This is a genomic window from Variovorax glacialis (genome assembly GCF_051216375.1).
Taxonomy (GTDB): Bacteria; Pseudomonadota; Gammaproteobacteria; order Burkholderiales; family Burkholderiaceae_C; genus Variovorax.
The window spans coordinates 159,124-174,800 of the sequence record NZ_JBPJZT010000008.1 but is presented as its reverse complement, the minus strand read 5'-3'; the positions used below and the strand labels follow the sequence as shown (position 1 = coordinate 174,800).

The 15,677-nt window shown below is 66.9% G+C and carries 14 protein-coding genes; 9 read left to right on the top strand and 5 right to left on the bottom strand.

Annotated features, from left to right (window positions below; all coding sequences use genetic code 11):
- Nucleotide 1: 1 nt before the first annotated feature.
- On the top strand, nt 2-745 hold the full coding sequence (locus ACSFBL_RS21865) for an amino acid ABC transporter ATP-binding protein (RefSeq protein ID WP_435518121.1): 744 nt from the start codon (nt 2-4) through the stop codon (nt 743-745).
- A gap of 17 nt (nt 746-762) precedes the next feature.
- Here ACSFBL_RS21865 and ACSFBL_RS21860 read toward each other — a convergent pair whose 3' ends face one another.
- Entirely contained in the window at nt 763-2,364 is a 1,602-nt protein-coding gene (locus tag ACSFBL_RS21860) for a rhodanese-like domain-containing protein (RefSeq protein WP_435517922.1), read from the bottom strand.
- Nucleotides 2,365-2,472: 108 nt separating this feature from the next.
- Between ACSFBL_RS21860 and ACSFBL_RS21855 the strand changes: the two genes are divergently transcribed.
- The 5 genes from ACSFBL_RS21855 (at nt 2,473) to ACSFBL_RS21835 (ending at nt 8,418) form a co-directional block, all read left to right on the top strand.
- Entirely contained in the window at nt 2,473-3,408 is a 936-nt protein-coding gene (locus ACSFBL_RS21855) for a fatty acid desaturase (RefSeq protein WP_435517921.1), read from the top strand.
- A gap of 254 nt (nt 3,409-3,662) precedes the next feature.
- Nucleotides 3,663-4,988 carry an NAD(P)/FAD-dependent oxidoreductase gene (locus ACSFBL_RS21850; RefSeq protein WP_435517920.1) on the top strand — a complete coding sequence of 442 codons (1,326 nt, stop codon included), beginning with the start codon at nt 3,663-3,665 and terminating at the stop codon, nt 4,986-4,988.
- A 146-nt stretch (nt 4,989-5,134) separates the two neighbouring features.
- Nucleotides 5,135-5,350 (top strand): hypothetical protein, encoded by a 216-nt coding sequence (locus ACSFBL_RS21845; RefSeq protein WP_435517919.1) that lies wholly within the window; start codon nt 5,135-5,137, stop codon nt 5,348-5,350.
- A gap of 21 nt (nt 5,351-5,371) precedes the next feature.
- Nucleotides 5,372-6,877, top strand: a complete 1,506-nt coding sequence (locus ACSFBL_RS21840) for an ATPase domain-containing protein (RefSeq protein ID WP_435517918.1) — start codon at nt 5,372-5,374, stop codon at nt 6,875-6,877.
- The gene (locus ACSFBL_RS21835) at nt 6,874-8,418 is read left to right on the top strand and encodes a hybrid sensor histidine kinase/response regulator (RefSeq protein ID WP_435517917.1); all 1,545 of its coding nucleotides are present in this window, start codon (nt 6,874-6,876) and stop codon (nt 8,416-8,418) included. The genes ACSFBL_RS21840 and ACSFBL_RS21835 overlap by 4 nt, the downstream gene beginning before the upstream one ends.
- A 15-nt stretch (nt 8,419-8,433) precedes the next feature.
- Here ACSFBL_RS21835 and ACSFBL_RS21830 read toward each other — a convergent pair whose 3' ends face one another.
- The gene (locus ACSFBL_RS21830) at nt 8,434-9,039 is read right to left on the bottom strand and encodes a TetR/AcrR family transcriptional regulator (RefSeq protein WP_435517916.1); all 606 of its coding nucleotides are present in this window, start codon (nt 9,037-9,039) and stop codon (nt 8,434-8,436) included.
- Between the two features lie 148 nt (nt 9,040-9,187).
- Here ACSFBL_RS21830 and ACSFBL_RS21825 point away from each other — a divergent pair, with 148 nt between their 5' ends.
- Together ACSFBL_RS21825 and ACSFBL_RS21820 are read left to right on the top strand one after the other, a co-directional pair.
- Nucleotides 9,188-10,963: a sulfatase family protein gene (locus ACSFBL_RS21825; protein WP_435517915.1), complete on the top strand. Its 1,776-nt coding sequence runs from the start codon at nt 9,188-9,190 to the stop codon at nt 10,961-10,963.
- A 254-nt stretch (nt 10,964-11,217) separates the two neighbouring features.
- Nucleotides 11,218-11,595 (top strand): hypothetical protein, encoded by a 378-nt coding sequence (locus tag ACSFBL_RS21820; RefSeq protein ID WP_435517914.1) that lies wholly within the window; start codon nt 11,218-11,220, stop codon nt 11,593-11,595.
- On the opposite strand, the gene ACSFBL_RS21815 is transcribed toward ACSFBL_RS21820, so the two are convergent.
- The 3 genes from ACSFBL_RS21815 to ACSFBL_RS21805 are packed head-to-tail and all read right to left on the bottom strand — an operon-like array spanning nt 11,592 to nt 14,762.
- Nucleotides 11,592-12,989: an amidohydrolase family protein gene (locus tag ACSFBL_RS21815; protein WP_435517913.1), complete on the bottom strand. Its 1,398-nt coding sequence runs from the start codon at nt 12,987-12,989 to the stop codon at nt 11,592-11,594. The genes ACSFBL_RS21820 and ACSFBL_RS21815 overlap by 4 nt on opposite strands.
- A 19-nt stretch (nt 12,990-13,008) precedes the next feature.
- On the bottom strand, nt 13,009-13,758 hold the full coding sequence (locus ACSFBL_RS21810; RefSeq protein WP_435517912.1) for a sulfite exporter TauE/SafE family protein: 750 nt from the start codon (nt 13,756-13,758) through the stop codon (nt 13,009-13,011).
- Nucleotides 13,759-13,772: 14 nt separating this feature from the next.
- Complete coding sequence (locus tag ACSFBL_RS21805) at nt 13,773-14,762, bottom strand: Bug family tripartite tricarboxylate transporter substrate binding protein (protein WP_435517911.1); 990 nt, start codon at nt 14,760-14,762, stop codon at nt 13,773-13,775.
- 124 nt (nt 14,763-14,886) lie between these two features.
- Between ACSFBL_RS21805 and ACSFBL_RS21800 the strand changes: the two genes are divergently transcribed.
- Nucleotides 14,887-15,606 carry a GntR family transcriptional regulator gene (locus tag ACSFBL_RS21800; protein WP_435517910.1) on the top strand — a complete coding sequence of 240 codons (720 nt, stop codon included), beginning with the start codon at nt 14,887-14,889 and terminating at the stop codon, nt 15,604-15,606.
- Nucleotides 15,607-15,677 lie beyond the last annotated feature (71 nt).

Genomic DNA, 15,677 nt, shown 5'->3' with positions numbered 1-15,677 from the left:
AATGGAGGGCGTCAACAAGTGGTACGGGGCCTATCACGCACTGGCCGATATCACTGAAAGCGTGCGTGCGGGCGAAGTGGTCGTGGTCTGCGGACCCTCGGGCTCGGGCAAGTCGACACTGATCCGCACGCTCAACCGACTGGAGCCGATCCAGTCCGGCCGCATCCTCATCGATGGCCAGGACATCCACGCGCCCGGCACGGACGTGAATGCCTTCAGCTCGCGAATCGGCTTCGTGTTCCAGCAGTTCAACCTGTTCCCGCACCTGACGGTGCTTGGCAATTGCACGCTCGCGCCAATGCAGCTTCGCGGACTCACGCGCGCGCAAGCGCAGGAGCGCGCCATGGCCCTGCTGGACCGCGTCGGGCTGGCCGCAAAAGCGAATGCCTGGCCGTCGGAGCTGTCCGGCGGCCAGCTGCAGCGCGTCGCGATCGCGTGTGCGCTGGCCATGCAGCCGCCGCTGATGCTCTTCGACGAACCGACCAGTGCACTCGACCCCGAGATGGTCGGCGAAGTACTGCTGGTGATCCGGGACCTGGCCAATGACGGCATGACCATGGTGTGCGTCACGCACGAGATGGGCTTTGCGCGCGAGGTTGCGGACCGGATCTTCTTCATGGACCAGGGCAAGGTGCTCGAACGCGCGACGCCCGATGATTTCTTCAACCGCCCGCAGCATCCGCGAACGCGGCAGTTCCTCGCCGACATTCGCTCGCCGTTTTCGGATTTCTCCAGCCGATCCTGAAGCGGGGAAGGGCTCCGTCAGAAGAGTCGGAACCGCACCGTGGGATCGATCGCAACACGCGCGCTCACCCCGCGCTCCCACGCCAGGTACTTCGTCCACGCGCGGCCGCGGTCCGATGCCGGCACGCGCATGACGGAACCCCAGTCATCCTCGAACGGCGTGAGAAGCTGTGCCAGCGCCCAAGCCTGCTCGGTGGGCAGGCCTGCGGCCCTCCAGCCCCGCGTGCCGCCGGAGAGCCAGCGTGCATCGCAGCCGGGCCAGCGCTCGCGCGCATCGCGTGCCACCGTTCGGGCAGCCTGTCCATCGGGTGAAGTGAAGACGATGCGATCCCCCGTTCGCTGCAAGGCATCCAGGGGATCAAGGGTGAAGGGGAGCAGAAAGTGTGCGCCGGGAAGATGCGCGCGCTCGAAATCCGCGCTCGGGCCGACGTCGACGATCCGGGTGCGATGGGCCGCGCCATCCATCCATCCGACCAGTTCGGCGGGGGAGAGCGACTGGCCGTCGATCGGCCCGGGACCGTCGGCTTTATCGGCCTCTGCCCGCCCGACCGGCAGTTCCCCATCGAGGATGAACACCTCGGCCTGATTGAGCTGCATCAGCCAGAAAGCGGTGACCGCCGCGCGCAAGCGGTGCGGGTCGTCTAGCAACACGATGCGGGCGTTCCGGGTGCCGACCAGGTTTTCGAAGTGCATCAGGAGTTGACCGCCGGCCATCGGGCGCACGCCGTCGCGCGCGTCGTCGATGCTTGCAGACGGGCGCAGGTCGAAGACATACAGCGTGCGATGAGCATCGCCCCGCAAACGCACGAACTCGTCTGGGCGCACCAGGGGCAGGTGGTAGCGCGCCATCAGCGTGCTGGCCCGATGACGCAGTTCGTCATCCGTGGCCGCGGGCAGGTCGGCGCCGGGCCTGGCATTCTCCTGGACCGGCGCGCCGTCCAGCGTCCACTGCATCACCCCGTCTTCGAGGAAGTGCGCATCGGGATGGCCGAGCACGCGCAGCGTGGTGGCGCCGATGATGCCGCGGGTGCGGCTGAAGCAATTGACGACCCAGGGGCCATCCTGGGCATCGGCGCGCCACTGCCGCAGTGCGAGTTCGGTGCCTGCGTGATTGCGGGCATCCGGAAGCGCAAGGTAGGCGTATTCGTCGGCCGGCCGTGCGTCGATCAACGTTGCGGGTTCGCCGGTTGCCCGGCGTGCACGCAATGCCTCGCCGTTCAGGGTGGGTGTCGCGTGGCGCTGTCGCACCTCGTCGCCGAAGGCCTTGACCAACGTGCCGTAGCCGTCCACCAGCGCCAGCCCTGCTTCACGCCAGGCGTGGATGCCGCCGGCCAGTATTCGCACGTCGATGTAGCCGAGACGCCCCAGCAATGCCGCAGCGCGGGCCGCCGGACCGTGTGCGTCGCCCGCGTCGACCAGCACGACGGGCGCGCCATGGCGCGGGACCAGCGCCCGCACTTCGCGTTCGAGCGACGACAGCGGTGCGAGCCGCGCGAGGCTCAGGTGCTCGCCGACATAGGCGCGCGCTTCCCGCACATCAAGCAACGCCAGCTCCTCGCGGCCCACCAGGAGCGCGAGCAGGGCCTGCGGCGCAATGGTCGATGGCGAAGCGAGCGGCATGAAGCCCGGACTCTAGTGCAAGACGGGTCGCGGACAACAAAGCTTTGCGCATGTGCTCATGCGCAATGGAAGCAAGCGATCGGGGCATGCGCCGGCAAGATCGCCCCGATGACCACCCTTGCCCGCATGCCCTCGTCGAACACGGTTGGCACCGTGTCGTGGTGGCGCCGCTGCGAGGCGCCGACCCTCTCGCTCGGATTGGCCGTCTATGCCGCCTGGGCCGCGTTGGTGTATTGGCACGCCGCGCTGCCGGTAGTGCTGGTGTTCGTACTCGGAGGCTGCCTGGGGCAACTGCACGCGTCGTTGCAGCACGAGGCGATCCACGCCATGCGTCGGCTTCCGAAGGCCCTGCGGCTTGCATGGGTCTGGCCGCCGCTCAACCTCTGGCTTCCGTATCCGCTCTTTCATTGCAGCCACAGCAGCCACCATGTCAATTTCCATCTCACCCACCCGCACAAGGACACGGAGAGCAACTACCACTCCGAGGCCGCTTGGAGGTCGTACGGACCGGTGCGGCGGGCGTTGATCGCCGCCAACCAGACGCTGGCCCTCCGCCTGATCGCGGGACCCTGGCTTCAGTTGTACGGCCTCGCGCGATCAGAGCTTGGCCGGCTGGCGGGAGGCGATCGGTCGCACGTGGGCATCTGGCTTGTGCACGCGGCCAGTGCGGCGCCGATCCTCTGGTTTGTGACCCAGGTCTGCGGCATGAGCCTGGCCGCCTATGCGCTGTGCTTCATCTACCCGGGGATGATGCTCGGCGCGCTGCGCGGTTTTACCGAGCACCGCTGGGGCGATGCGCCGCATGAACGCGCAGCCATCGTCGAGTCGAATGCCTTTTTCGGTCTGATCTTCCTCAACAACAACTTCCACCACGTGCACCATCGCTGGCCGACGATGCCCTGGTACGAGATCCCTGCGCACTTTCGCCGCAACCGCGCCGCCATGCTCGAGGCCAACGGCAACTTCTACTACCGCGGCTACGGGCAGATCGCGCGATGCTTCCTGCTGCGTCCGGTGTTCCGGCCGGTGCATCCGCAGTGGTGAGCACCGGCCCGGGGGTCGGCTGATCTCGCCCCCGGATCAGGAGATACTCCAGGTCGCCCATCGATCCGGCCTGGCAATGTCCCTGACGCTTCTCTTCCTGCAATTCACCGTCATGCTCGTCACCGCACGCGCTTGCGGTCTCGTGCGGCGCGCTTTCGGTCAACCCGGTGTGGCAGCGCCGTAGGGCCGTTTTTTCTTCGGTGGCGATGTCCACTTCATTACTTCTATTCCGAGATCAAGAGGCAAGTTCGTTCATGGAAACAAGGCAGCAGTGCGATGTTCTGGTGATTGGTGGCGGGCCGGCTGGCTCGACCATCGCGACTTTGTTGGCGCAAGAGGGCCGCCGGGTCGTACTGCTCGAAAAAGAGCATCACCCGCGCTTCCATATCGGCGAGTCGTTGCTGCCGGGCAATGTGGCGCTGTTCGAGAAGCTGGGCGTCCGTGACGAGGTGGAGAAGATCGGCATGCCGAAGTTCGGCATCGAGTTCGTCCCGCCGGACCTCGACTACTGCAGCTACGTCGACTTTTCCGAAGGCTGGGATCCGACCAAGGATTCGGCATGGCAGGTGCGGCGCTCCGAGCTGGACACGGTGCTGTTCCGCAACGCGGCCCAGAAGGGCGCGCTGACCCTCGAGGGCGCGAAGGTGCGACAGGTGGACTTCGACGACGAAGGCGCCAACGTCCGCGCGGAGTTCGAAGGCGGCGCGACGCGCGAATGGCGTGCGCGCTTCGTGGTCGACGCCAGCGGCCGCGACACCTTGCTGGCCAACAAGTTCAAGTGCAAGCAGAAGAACCCCGACCACAACAGCACGGCGCTGTTCGGTCACTTCCGCAACGCGCGGCGGCTGGAAGGGCGGCGCGAAGGCAACATCAGCATCTGCTGGTTCGAGCACGGCTGGTTCTGGTTCATTCCGCTGGCCGATGGCACGACCAGCGTCGGCGCGGTCTGCTGGGCCTACTACCTCAAGGCGCGCGACAAGCCGCTGAAGGACTACTTCTTCGACACCATCGCGCTGTGCCCCGAGCTGAAGGACCGCCTGAAGGACGCCACGCTGGTCGACGACAAGGTGCACGCCACGGGCAACTTCTCGTATTCCAGCACCCATGCCAGCGGCGATCGCTACCTCATGGTGGGCGACGCCTACACCTTCATCGACCCGATGTTCTCCTCCGGCGTGTTCCTGGCGATGCAGAGCGCGTTCGACGGCGCGCAGCTGGTGGCGACCGCGCTCGACCGCCCGGGCGAACTGGCGCCGGCACGCGTCGCGCTGGAGCAGCGCATGCGCGTCGGCCCGCGCGACTACTCGTGGTTCATCTACCGGGTGACCAATCCGACGATCCGCGACATGTTCATGCACCCGCACAACGCCTTCAAGGTCAAGCAGGGCCTGATGTCGCTGCTGGCGGCCGACATCCACCAGGGGCCGGGGTATCGCCGCTCGCTCTTCATGTTCAAGGTGATGTACTACCTCGTGTCGCTGGTGAACTGGCGCCGCACCTACGCGGGCTGGACGCGGCACCGGTTCAACATCCGCGACATGGGGCCGTTGAAGGGGGAGACGATTCAGCGGGCGGACTGACGGGAGGCCCTCGCAGGCGCTGCGAAGGGATGGGCCGGAGCCTACAGGGGCATGGGCTGGAGACCGACCTGCGTCGGGATTCCTGCCAGCTATCGTCGATAGCTCTTGCCCGCTGTCCCGTGCCCGTTGTCCCTATTGAGGTCTCCATGCCAGCCAATGCCCAAGTGGTCGGAAAAGTCGAATATCGCGCCGGCGACGGACCGACCCTGGTCATTCCGCCGGGCCCCATCGAGGTGCAGACTTCCTTTGACAGCGCCGTGATGAGCTGGGGCGACGAAGGCACGGTCCAAAGCACCGCGATGCCGATCGCCGAGTACAAGCGCTACGTCGCGGAAGGCGCCATCGTCGAAGGCCAGGGCTGACATCGACCTTCGGAAGCACGAATGACCACCCACGTTTCCCCCGAGGCCGTGGACGGCGAAGCGCAGGGCCTCTTGCGGATCGGCGTGCCTGGCCTGGATGACATCCTCGGCGGCGGCTTGACCGCGCACCGTCTTTATCTGCTGGAAGGCGCGCCCGGCGCGGGCAAGACCACCGTGGCGATCCAGTTCCTCCGCGAAGGCGCGTCGCGCGGCGAGTCGGTGCTGTACGTCACGCTCTCGGAGACGAAGGCCGAACTCGACGGCGTGGCGCGCTCCCATGGCTGGGACATGAGCGGCATCGAGGTCCGGGAGATGCTCCCGGCGCAGGACGCCCTCGAACCGGACGATCAATACACGATGTTCCACCCCTCGGAGGTCGAACTGAGCGAGACCACGCTGCGCATCCTTGCGGACGTGGACGTCATCAAGCCGACCCGGATCGTGTTCGACTCGCTGTCGGAACTGCGCCTGCTGGCCGGCGGATCGCTGCGCTACCGGCGGCAGATTCTTGCGCTCAAGCAGTTCTTCACGGGACGGCTGTGCACGGTGCTGCTCTTGGACGACCTCACCGCGTCGGACCAGGACCTGCAGGTGCAGAGCATCGCGCACGCGGTCATCCGGCTGGAGCAGTTGAATCCCGACTACGGTTCGGCCCGGCGGCGCCTCCTGGTCACCAAGTACCGCGGCAAGGACTTCCGGGGTGGCTTCCACGACTACAAGATCGCTCGCGGCGGCCTGCAGGTGTTTCCCAGGCTCGTCGCGGCCGAGCATGCGGCGCCCTTGACGCAGACGCGGATACCGAGCGACCTTCCCGCGCTCGACGAACTGTTGGGCGGCGGCCTCGAGAAGGGCACCAGCACGCTCTTCGTGGGCGCGCCGGGCACCGGCAAGTCGAGCGTGGCGGTGCAGTTCGCAATCGCGGCTGCACGGCGCGGCGAGTGTGCGGCGCTGTTCATCTTCGACGAGAGCATCAACACGCTGCGCACGCGCTGCGAGGGCATGGGGATGGAGCTCGCGACGCACATGGACTCCGGGCGCATACGGGTGCGCCAGATCGATCCGGCGGAGCTGTCGCCGGGCGAATTCGTTCACGAGATTCGCCTCGCTGTCGAGGAACACGGCGCCACGGTGGTTGTCATCGACAGCCTGAACGGCTATCTGAACGCCATGCCGGACGAGCGCTTCTTGATCGCGCAGTTGCACGAGTTGCTGACCTACCTCGGGCAGCACGGCGTAGCTTCGATGCTGATCGGCGCGCAGCACGGGCTGATCGGCATGCAGATGCAGACGCCGGTCGACGCGAGCTATCTCGCCGATGCGGTCGTGCTGCTTCGCTACTACGAGTTCAACGGCGAGGTGCAGCAGGCGATCTCCGTGCTGAAGAAGCGCGGCGGCGCGCACGAGCGCACGATCCGGTCGTTCTCGCTGACCTCCGAAGGCGTGCGCGTCGGCGAGCCGCTGCGCAATTTCCGCGGCATCCTGTCGGGGATCCCGCTCCCGATCGACGGGGTCCGTCCGGAACCGTGAGCGAAGCGCCTTCCGAGCTCGAGTTCCGCATCCTGCTGCGGGCGGCGACCTCGAGGGACGCCATGATGGCGAGCGCGGTGCTGGAGCGGGCGTCCTTCGATCCGCACGTCTGCGTCGACATCGGCGAGCTCCTCCGCGAGATGGCGCGGGGCGCGGGCGCCGTCATGATGGCCGAAGAGGTGATCACCGGCACTACGATCGCCGAACTGAAAGTCGCGCTGGCGTCCCAGGGGCCGTGGTCGGACTTGCCGGTGCTCGTGCTGGCCCGGCAGGGTGCGGACTCGCGGGCGATCTCGCATGTCATGGACGAGTTCGCCAACGTGACCGTCATCGAGCGGCCGATGCGGGTGGCGTCCCTTGTGAGCGCGGTGAGAACGGCCTTGCGCTCGCGCCGCCGGCAGTACGAATTGCGCAGCCTGCTGGACGGACTGCGCGACGCCGACCAGCGCAAGACCGAGTTTCTCGCGACGCTGGCGCACGAGCTGCGCAATCCCCTGGCGCCGCTGAGCACGGCGCTGTCGCTGCTGGCGCGCAAGAAGCCGTCGCCCGAAGAGTCCGAGAAGTACTACGAGCTGATGGGCCGCCAGGTGGAGCACATGGTGCGGCTCGTGAACGACCTGATGGAGGTGTCACGCATCACGCGCGGCAAGATCGTGCTGCAGATGGAGTCCGTGCTGCTCGATGCGGTGATCGAGGATGCGATCGAGCTGAGCCGGCCGCTGGTCGAGCGGGCCGGGCACACGCTGTCCGTCGAACAGGCCGGCGATCCGCTCGTGGTGCGCGGAGATGCCGTGCGACTCACGCAGGTGTTCTCGAACCTCCTGAACAATGCGGCCAAGTACACGCCGGCGGGCGGCCGCGTGCAGGTGGTGGCGCGCCAGCAGGACCGGCATGCCGTGGTCGAGGTGCGTGACACCGGAACGGGCTTGTCGCCGGACATGCTGAAGTCCATCTTCGACATGTTCGTGCAGGTGAGCGGAACGTCCAAGGCGGCGCAGGGCGGGCTGGGCATCGGCCTCACGCTGGTCAAGAGCCTGGTCGAATTGCATGGCGGCAGCGTCGAAGCCGCAAGCGAAGGCTTGGGCCGCGGTGCCACGTTCACGGTTCGGCTTCCGTTGGCGAAGAGCGTGTCCGCGCCGAGTCCGCGCCGACCGATATCCCAGGATGGCTTGGCGCGGTCCATCGAAGCCGTGATCCTTGTCGTCGACGACAACCGCGACGCGGCCGACAGCCTGGCGGAATTGCTTGAATCGATGGGCGCCGTCGCGCTGGTGGCCTACGGCGGTGAGGAAGCGTTGCAGATCGCGGCAGCCAACGGGATCGACATCGCGGTGCTCGACATCGGCATGCCGGGCATGGACGGCTGCGCGTTGGCGGAGCATCTTCGAGCCGGGCCGGGCGGCGCACAGATGCTTCTCGTCGCGCTGACGGGATGGGGCCAGCAGGGCTACAAGGAACGCATCGCGGCAGCGGGCTTCGATCATCATCTGTTGAAGCCGCTGAACTTGTCGGCGTTCATGGCGCTGCTCAGGGGCTCCTAGAGGCCATCCTTCACTTCAACGGGCGTCGCCCAATGGCGGGAGGTCGAAGCGCGAAAGCGACTTCGCTTCCCTGCGGGACACACCGAGCGCGGTCAGCACGAACTCGACGGTGTCCGAGCCGATGCTTCGCCAGGTGCTGTGGCCGGCCAGCACGGGGATCATCGCCGCCAGGGTGCTGCCGCTGATCATCGAGAGCATGGCCGGCATCTGCTCGCTGTCAATCTTGAACCGGCCCGACGCGATGCCAGCCCGAAGGTCAATGGCCGGATCGCTGGCCTCCACGGCCTGCAAGGTCATGAGGCTCAGGCCGAACCGGACCATGAAGCGGCCCCACATCGGGTCTTCGTGCGCCCTGCGCAAGTATTGGCGGAGGCCGATGGACATGCGGCGCGCCGGGTCGTCGAGGCCCGCAAAGCCCGGCGCAAGGCGCTCCGCCATCTCCTGGACCAACTCGGCGGCGACCTCCTCGAACAGGCGATCCGGATCGGTCACGTTGGCATAGACGGTGCCGCGCGCCATGTCCGCGGCGGCTGCGAGTTCGCTGATGTTCACCCGCGTCGCCCCGGTCTCGGTGAAGAGCTTCAGGGCGGCCGCATGAATGCGCCTGCGCGCCGAAGTCATCGGTCTGTCGAGAACGGATCTGGCGGCATCACTCATGGCTGATGGAGGGTACTCCGGCGCGGCGCTGGAATCCCGGGATTGTGTGAATTGAACATGACGGATATTATTTGAACACAACTGTTCAAAACAAGAAGAGGATGGAAAGCACATGATCGACGTCTCCCCCCGAGCGTTCCCGGTCACACGCCGCTCGCTGCTCGCATCGAGTGTCGCCGCCATCGCGGGCGGTGCCTTGCCTATGCCAGGAACCGCTCCAGCGGCCTGGGCCCAGGCGCCGGCCGTTCGGACGAAGGGCTCCTCGCGGCCCAACATCCTTTTCGTGTTCACCGACCAGGAGCGCTATTTCAGCCGCTGGCCCGCGGGCCTCGGCCTGCCGGGACACGAGCGGATGCAGCGCACGGGGGTCCGCTTCATGAGCCACTACTGTCCGGCGGTGATGTGCACGTCGTCGCGCGCAGTGCTGATGACCGGCCTTCAGACGGCCGACAATCGCATGTTCGAGAACTCGGACGCCGCGTGGGTGAAACCGCTCGCGACCTCCGTTCCGACGGTCGGCCACATGATGCGCAAGGCGGGCTACTACACCGCCTACAAGGGCAAGTGGCATCTCAACAAGGACTTCGAGAGCGCCGACCCCGACCGCCTCTTCACCACCGAGATGGAGGCCTACGGATTCTCCGACTACGGATGGCCCGGAGACCTGCTCGCCCATGCCGAGGGCGGCCACAAGTACGACCACATGATCGCCGGCAGCGCCATCTCCTGGATGCGCAACAAGGGCCAGTCGCTCAGCAAGGAAGGCAAGCCCTGGTTCATGACGGTCAGCCTGGTCAATCCGCACGACATCATGTATCTCAACACCGACGCGCCCGGCGAGCACGTCCAGGACAACGGGCGCCTGATGCTGCACAGTGCGCGTGTGCCGGACCATGCCGACTACCGTCGCAAATGGAAGGCGCCGCTTCCTGCGAACCTGCGGCAACCGCTGAACGAGCCCGGCCGGCCCGCCGCGCACGCGGAGTTCGACCGGGCCTGGGGCTACACGCTCGGGCGCATCCCGATGGAGGATGGGCGCTGGCAGATGTTCAGCGACTACTACCTGAACTGCATCCGGGCCGTCGACGCGCAGGTGATGGCCCTGCTGAACGAACTCGATGCGCTGAAGCTGAGCGATCGCACCATGGTTATCTTCACTTCCGACCATGGCGAGATGGGCGGCGCGCACGGCCTGCGCGGGAAGGGCGCCTTCGTCTACGAGGAGAACCTGCACCTGCCTTTCTATGTCGTGCATCCGGACGTGCGGGGCGGACAGGATTGCCGCGCCTTGAGCAGTCATATCGACCTCGCGCCGACCCTTCTTGCGGCGGCCGGCATGGATCGCACGCGCAGCAGCGAGGTCGCGGGCCGCGACTTGCCCGGCAAGGACCTCGGACCGGCGATCGGAAACCCGCGTGGCAGCGCGGTGAACGAGGTGCGCGAGCAGGTGCTCTTCACCTTCAGCGGCCTCGCACAGACCGATGCCGAACTGATGCGCGTCATTGCCGAGGGCACCGCCGCTGGCAAGGACCAGAAGACCGCGATCAAGGATGCCGGCTTCAAGCCCGACCTTCGCAAGCGCGGCACCGTGCGGGCGACCTTCGACGGCCGCTACAAGTTCGCGCGGTATTGCTCCCCGGTTCAGCGCCACCGACCGACCACGCTGGATCAGCTCTATCAATGGAACGACGTCGAACTCTTCGACCTTCAGAGCGATCCGGGCGAGATGAGGAATCTCGGGGCGCAAAAGGGAAGTCATGCGCCACTGGTCATGACGATGAACGAGAAGCTCAACACCGTGATGGATGCGGAGTTCGGCAAGGACGACGGGCGCGAGATGCCCGACATCGCCAACCTGGACTGGACACTCGATCGCTTCGAGTTGTGAGCCCCTAGGCCATTGGCAATATTCACGTAGACAAGCGCTGACTCGCAGATTTAGACTGCGCCCCATTCCTCCACTTTGAACATGTTCAACGTGTCCATGCCTCTGTCGATTCTGAATTTTCGATCCTGCGTTGCCTTTGAGCAGCGGAGTCGAATCATGCTGGGCACCTAGCTAGCCCGCTCGCTTCGACCGGCTTCCCCCCTCAAAGGCAACGAGTTCATCTCGTTGCCTTTTTGCTTTTCTGGACCTGAATCATGTTCGAACTTCTCTCATGGTGGCCCCAGCGCACAGCGAAGAAACCAGACGGGGCCCGCAATCTCTTCGGTTGGCGGACGGCGGCGATGCTCGTGGCCTGCGCGAGTGTCGTCGGCTGCGATCTCACGCCGAACGTGCTCTTCGTGGCGGACGGCAGCCCTATGCGTCTGTTGCAGTTGACCGATGCGCAGGACGAGTGCGCCGCACCGAGCCGTGTCTGCTTCCTCTCGACCTGGGACGGCCAGACGGCGCGCGGCTGCTGGCTGCGCGACAAGGCGCAGGTTCGCGTGGTCTTCTCGAATGAGGAACAGACCGTGCCATTGAGCCTCTTCCGGCCTACGGCCTATGCGGAGCATCGCCGGGCGTCGCTGGACTAATCGCGAATCTGCCGGGCACGGTGGACGTCGGCCACGGGGTGCACCCGCTGGATGGGCGCGCGCTGCACGTCGCGGCGCGCAATGGCCGCCACCTCCCTCATGAGGGCACGCGCGTCCCAGTCGGTCGGCCAGCCTTTCCACAGGCGCAGCGCGCCGTTGACGAACACGCCCTCGATCTGGTCGCGGTTGGCGAAGCGCACGAGTTCCCATGTCAGGTCCCAACTCGGCACGAACTCCGGCACGTCGAGGTCGACCAGCAGGAAATCGGCCGCGAGACCTTCGGCAATGCGGCCGGTGACGGCACCGAGGCCCGCCGCCTCGGCGCCGCGGTGGGTGCCGTGGTCGAGCCACAGCCAGCCGCCGCCGCAGGACGAATCGCCGTTGGCCAGGCCGTGCGTGAGCCGCTGGGTGGCTTCCGCGGCATCCATCAGGCGGAAGCCGTCGGCGCGCGTGCCATCGGTGCCCAGGCCGAAGGGGATGCCCAGCATGCCCAGCAGGCCGGCGTCGAGCACCGCATTGCCTTTCCACTGGCTCGCGACGGGGTTGTACGCGACGGCTGCACCGCTATCGCGCAGGAGGCCGATCTCGCGCGGTGTGAGCAGCGTCGCATGGGCGAGCAGTGCCGAGGCGTTGAGTGCGCCGCAGGCGTGCAGCAGTTCGAGCGGGCGCAGTCCACGCGCGACCAGCGAACGCTCGACGGCGGCCAGGTGTTCGTTCACATGGGTCTGGAAGCGGCGCCCGCTTTCGAGCGTAAGCGCCGCCACGTCGCGCAGCATGCGATCGGTCGCGGCTTCGGGGATCGAGATCGCGAGCGACGGATGCACGAGCGGGTCGTGTTCGAGTCGGGCGAGAAAGGTGCCTGCGTTGTCGAGGATGCGGCGCATGGCGGATTCGTCGCCCTCCAATCCGGCGTCGTTGCAGATCATGCCGAGCACGCAGCGGATGCCGGCATCGCGCGCCGCTGCTGCGACCGCGTCCAGCCCGGCTTCGGATCGTGTGCCCGCATCGACCACCGTGGTGAAGCCGCCGCGCAGTGACTCCAATGCCGACAGCTTCGCGGCGAGATACGCCGCGTCGGCGTCGAGCATCGATTCCATCGGGACCCAGATGCGTCGGAAGATTTCGGACGGTTCGCCGAAGGCCAGCGCCTTGCCGAAGGATTGCGTGAGGTGCGTATGGGTGTCGATCAGGCCCGGCATCAGGAGCCGCTGCGGCAAGGCGACCGGTGTCGATCCCGGATGTGCTGCAACGACCTCCGCCAGCGAACCGACCGCGGCGAAGCGGCCGTCACGCACCAGCACCGCCATGGCCTGCCGCGGGCCCTCGGGAAGCATCAGCCATTCGGGCGCCAGCAGCAGGTAGCCGTGGGTGTTCAGGAGTTCGGGAGAAAGCATGGTCGCTCCAGGTGAGGGATCAGGTCAGCAACAGCCATGCGAACCAGGCGCCCACCGCCAGCAGCAGCATGGAAACCAGGCGTTGGAGTTGCCGCGTGTCGAGGCGGGTCGCGGCGCGTTGCCCCGCAATGGAACCCGCCAGCATCAAGAGGCCGCAGAGGGCTGCAAGCCGCAGGTCGAGCCGGCCTTCGATCGCATGGACCGCGCTGCTCGCGAGCGCCACCGGCAATTGGATGGCCTGCGCCGCCACCACCGAGAAGACGAGCGGCTGGCGCAGCAGCATCAGGAGTGGCAGGACGAGCACCGGCCCACCGGTGCCAGTGAGCGCGGAGCCCAGGCCGACCAGCACGCCCAGCGCCAGGAGCATCGGCGCGGCGAGGGGGGCGGCAGAGGATTCGGTGACCGTGGGCCGTCGCAGGCCGCGCCAACCCGAGAAAAGTACCAGTACCGTCACGCCCGTCATCAGGACGGCGGCGGGCATCCAGCGCACGAGCAAGGCGCCGGTGGCCGCCCCTGCGAGCCCGCCGACGAGCAGCGGGACGCAGCGCGCCGCCAACGTTCGCTCGCGACGAAGCGGTCCGAGCGCCACCAGCGCCGGCAAGGCGAAACCCAGGGACGCCGCCGCAATCGCCTGTGGCAGCGGCACGCCGCCCAGCTTGGTCAGTACGGGAACCAGCAGAACGCCCCCGATGCCGCTGGCGCCGATCAGCCCGCCGGCCAGCAAGATGGCGGGCAGGACGATCCAGGCGCTTGTCATCGTCAACAGCATCGGGGCGCTCCGGCCTATTCGGCCTTGATGTTGGCGGTCTGTACGACCGCGGCGATGGCCTTGCGCTCCTTCGCGAGATAGTCGGCGAATGCGGGGCCGGTGATCAGTTGCGGCTTGACCGCGACGTCGGCCATCTTGCGGGCGATCTCCGGGTCCTTGAGCGCGGTATCGAGCGCGGCAACCCAGGCCGCCGTGACGGCAGCCGGGGTGCCGGCCGGGGCCAGCACGCCGAGCCAGGAATCCATCTCGAGGCCCTTGAGTTCGGGCGTCTCGGCGAGCGCGGGGATTGCCGGCGCGCTGGGCGAGCGGGCCGTCGACGTCACGCCGAAGGCCTTCACCTTCCCGTCCCGGATGAAGGGCTGCGCGAGCGTGAGCGGCAACACCGCAAGGTCGACCTGCCCGCCGGCCACGTCGGTCAGTACCTGCGGGCCGGACTTGTAGGGCACATGCACGATGTCGATGCCGGCGCGCTGCTTGAACATTTCGGCCGTGATGTGCAACGAGGTGCCGACGCCGTCGGTGCCGAAGTTGAGCTGGCCCGGGTGCGCCTTCGCGTACTGGATGAGTTCGCCCGCCGTGCGTGCGGAAAGCGCCGTCTTGCCGATGAGGACGAAGGGGGACGTGCCCACGGTCGCGACGGGTACGAAGTCCCTGAAGGTGTCGTAGCGCACAGCCGAGGGCGCCACCAGCGGCGCGACGTTCAAGGGACTGGCCACCGCGAACAGCAGCGTGTAGCCGTCTGCCGGCGACCGGGCGACCTTCTGCGTGCCGATGGTGCCGGCGGCGCCGGCCACGTTCTCGATCACGACCGGCTGCCTGAGCAGTTCCCCGAGCTTGGGCGTGAGAAGACGCGCTGTGGCGTCGACACCGCCGCCGGCCGAGAACGGCACGACGAGCGAGATGGGCTTGGCGGGATAGCCCTCGGCCTGGACGGCACTGAAGCCGGCACCGAGCGCGAGCGCGGCGAGAACAGGGCGGAAGAACGAAGCGCGGGTTGCATGCATAGTCATATCCTCGGTAGATGAACGAACGGACAGGAAAGCACCCTGATGGGGCGGAATCGTACTTGTTATGACAAGTTATAACAAGCTATGCAACCTGCGTGCCAGGGGTTATCCTCGCGCCTCCATGGCTGAACTTCCTCAATCGCTTCATGCGCAATTGCGCGACGCACTGCGCGCGCGAATCCTCGACGGCCGCCTCGCGCCGGGCAACAAGCTCCCGTCCGAGGCGGAACTCACCGACGAGCACGGCGTGAGTCGCATCACGGTCCGGCAGGCCTTGGGCGCGCTCCAGGCCGAGGGCCTGATCGTCAAGGTGCACGGCAAGGGTGCATTCGTGTCCCATCCGAAGGCGTCGCAAAGCCTCAACCGGCTGCAAGGCCTGAACGAGGCGCTGGCGCTGGAGCAGCACGCGGTCAGCAGCAAGCGGCTGGCCTGGCGCGAGATCAAGGCGCCGCCCGCTGTGGCGCGGCAGTTGCAGCTCTCGCCCGGCGAAAGCGTGTACCACCTGCAAACGCTGCGCTACCTCGATCGCGAGCCCTTGTCGATCAACAACTCCTACTTGCCGCGTTTCCTCGGCGAGAAGCTGTCGCGCGTGGATTTCTCTCAGCGCGACCTGCTCGACGTCTTCGAGCACGAGGGGGGCCTCAAGATCGGTGAGGCGCAAATCGAGATCGGGGCGGGCGTGGCTCGTCCCCAGGATGCGAAGCTGCTGGGCCTCGACCGTGGTGCCCCTGTGCTGGAAGTCGAGCGGCTGGTGCAGTCGGCGGATGGGCGGCCGATCCATGTCGAGCTCGCGGTCTACAGGGCCGACACCTTTCGCTACAAGCTCAACTTGCGGCGGTAGAGATCGCGAAGACAGCCCCCGGGGTCGATTGCATTCCGTCGGCGCAATTCGGATGCGCCACGCGCCTGCAT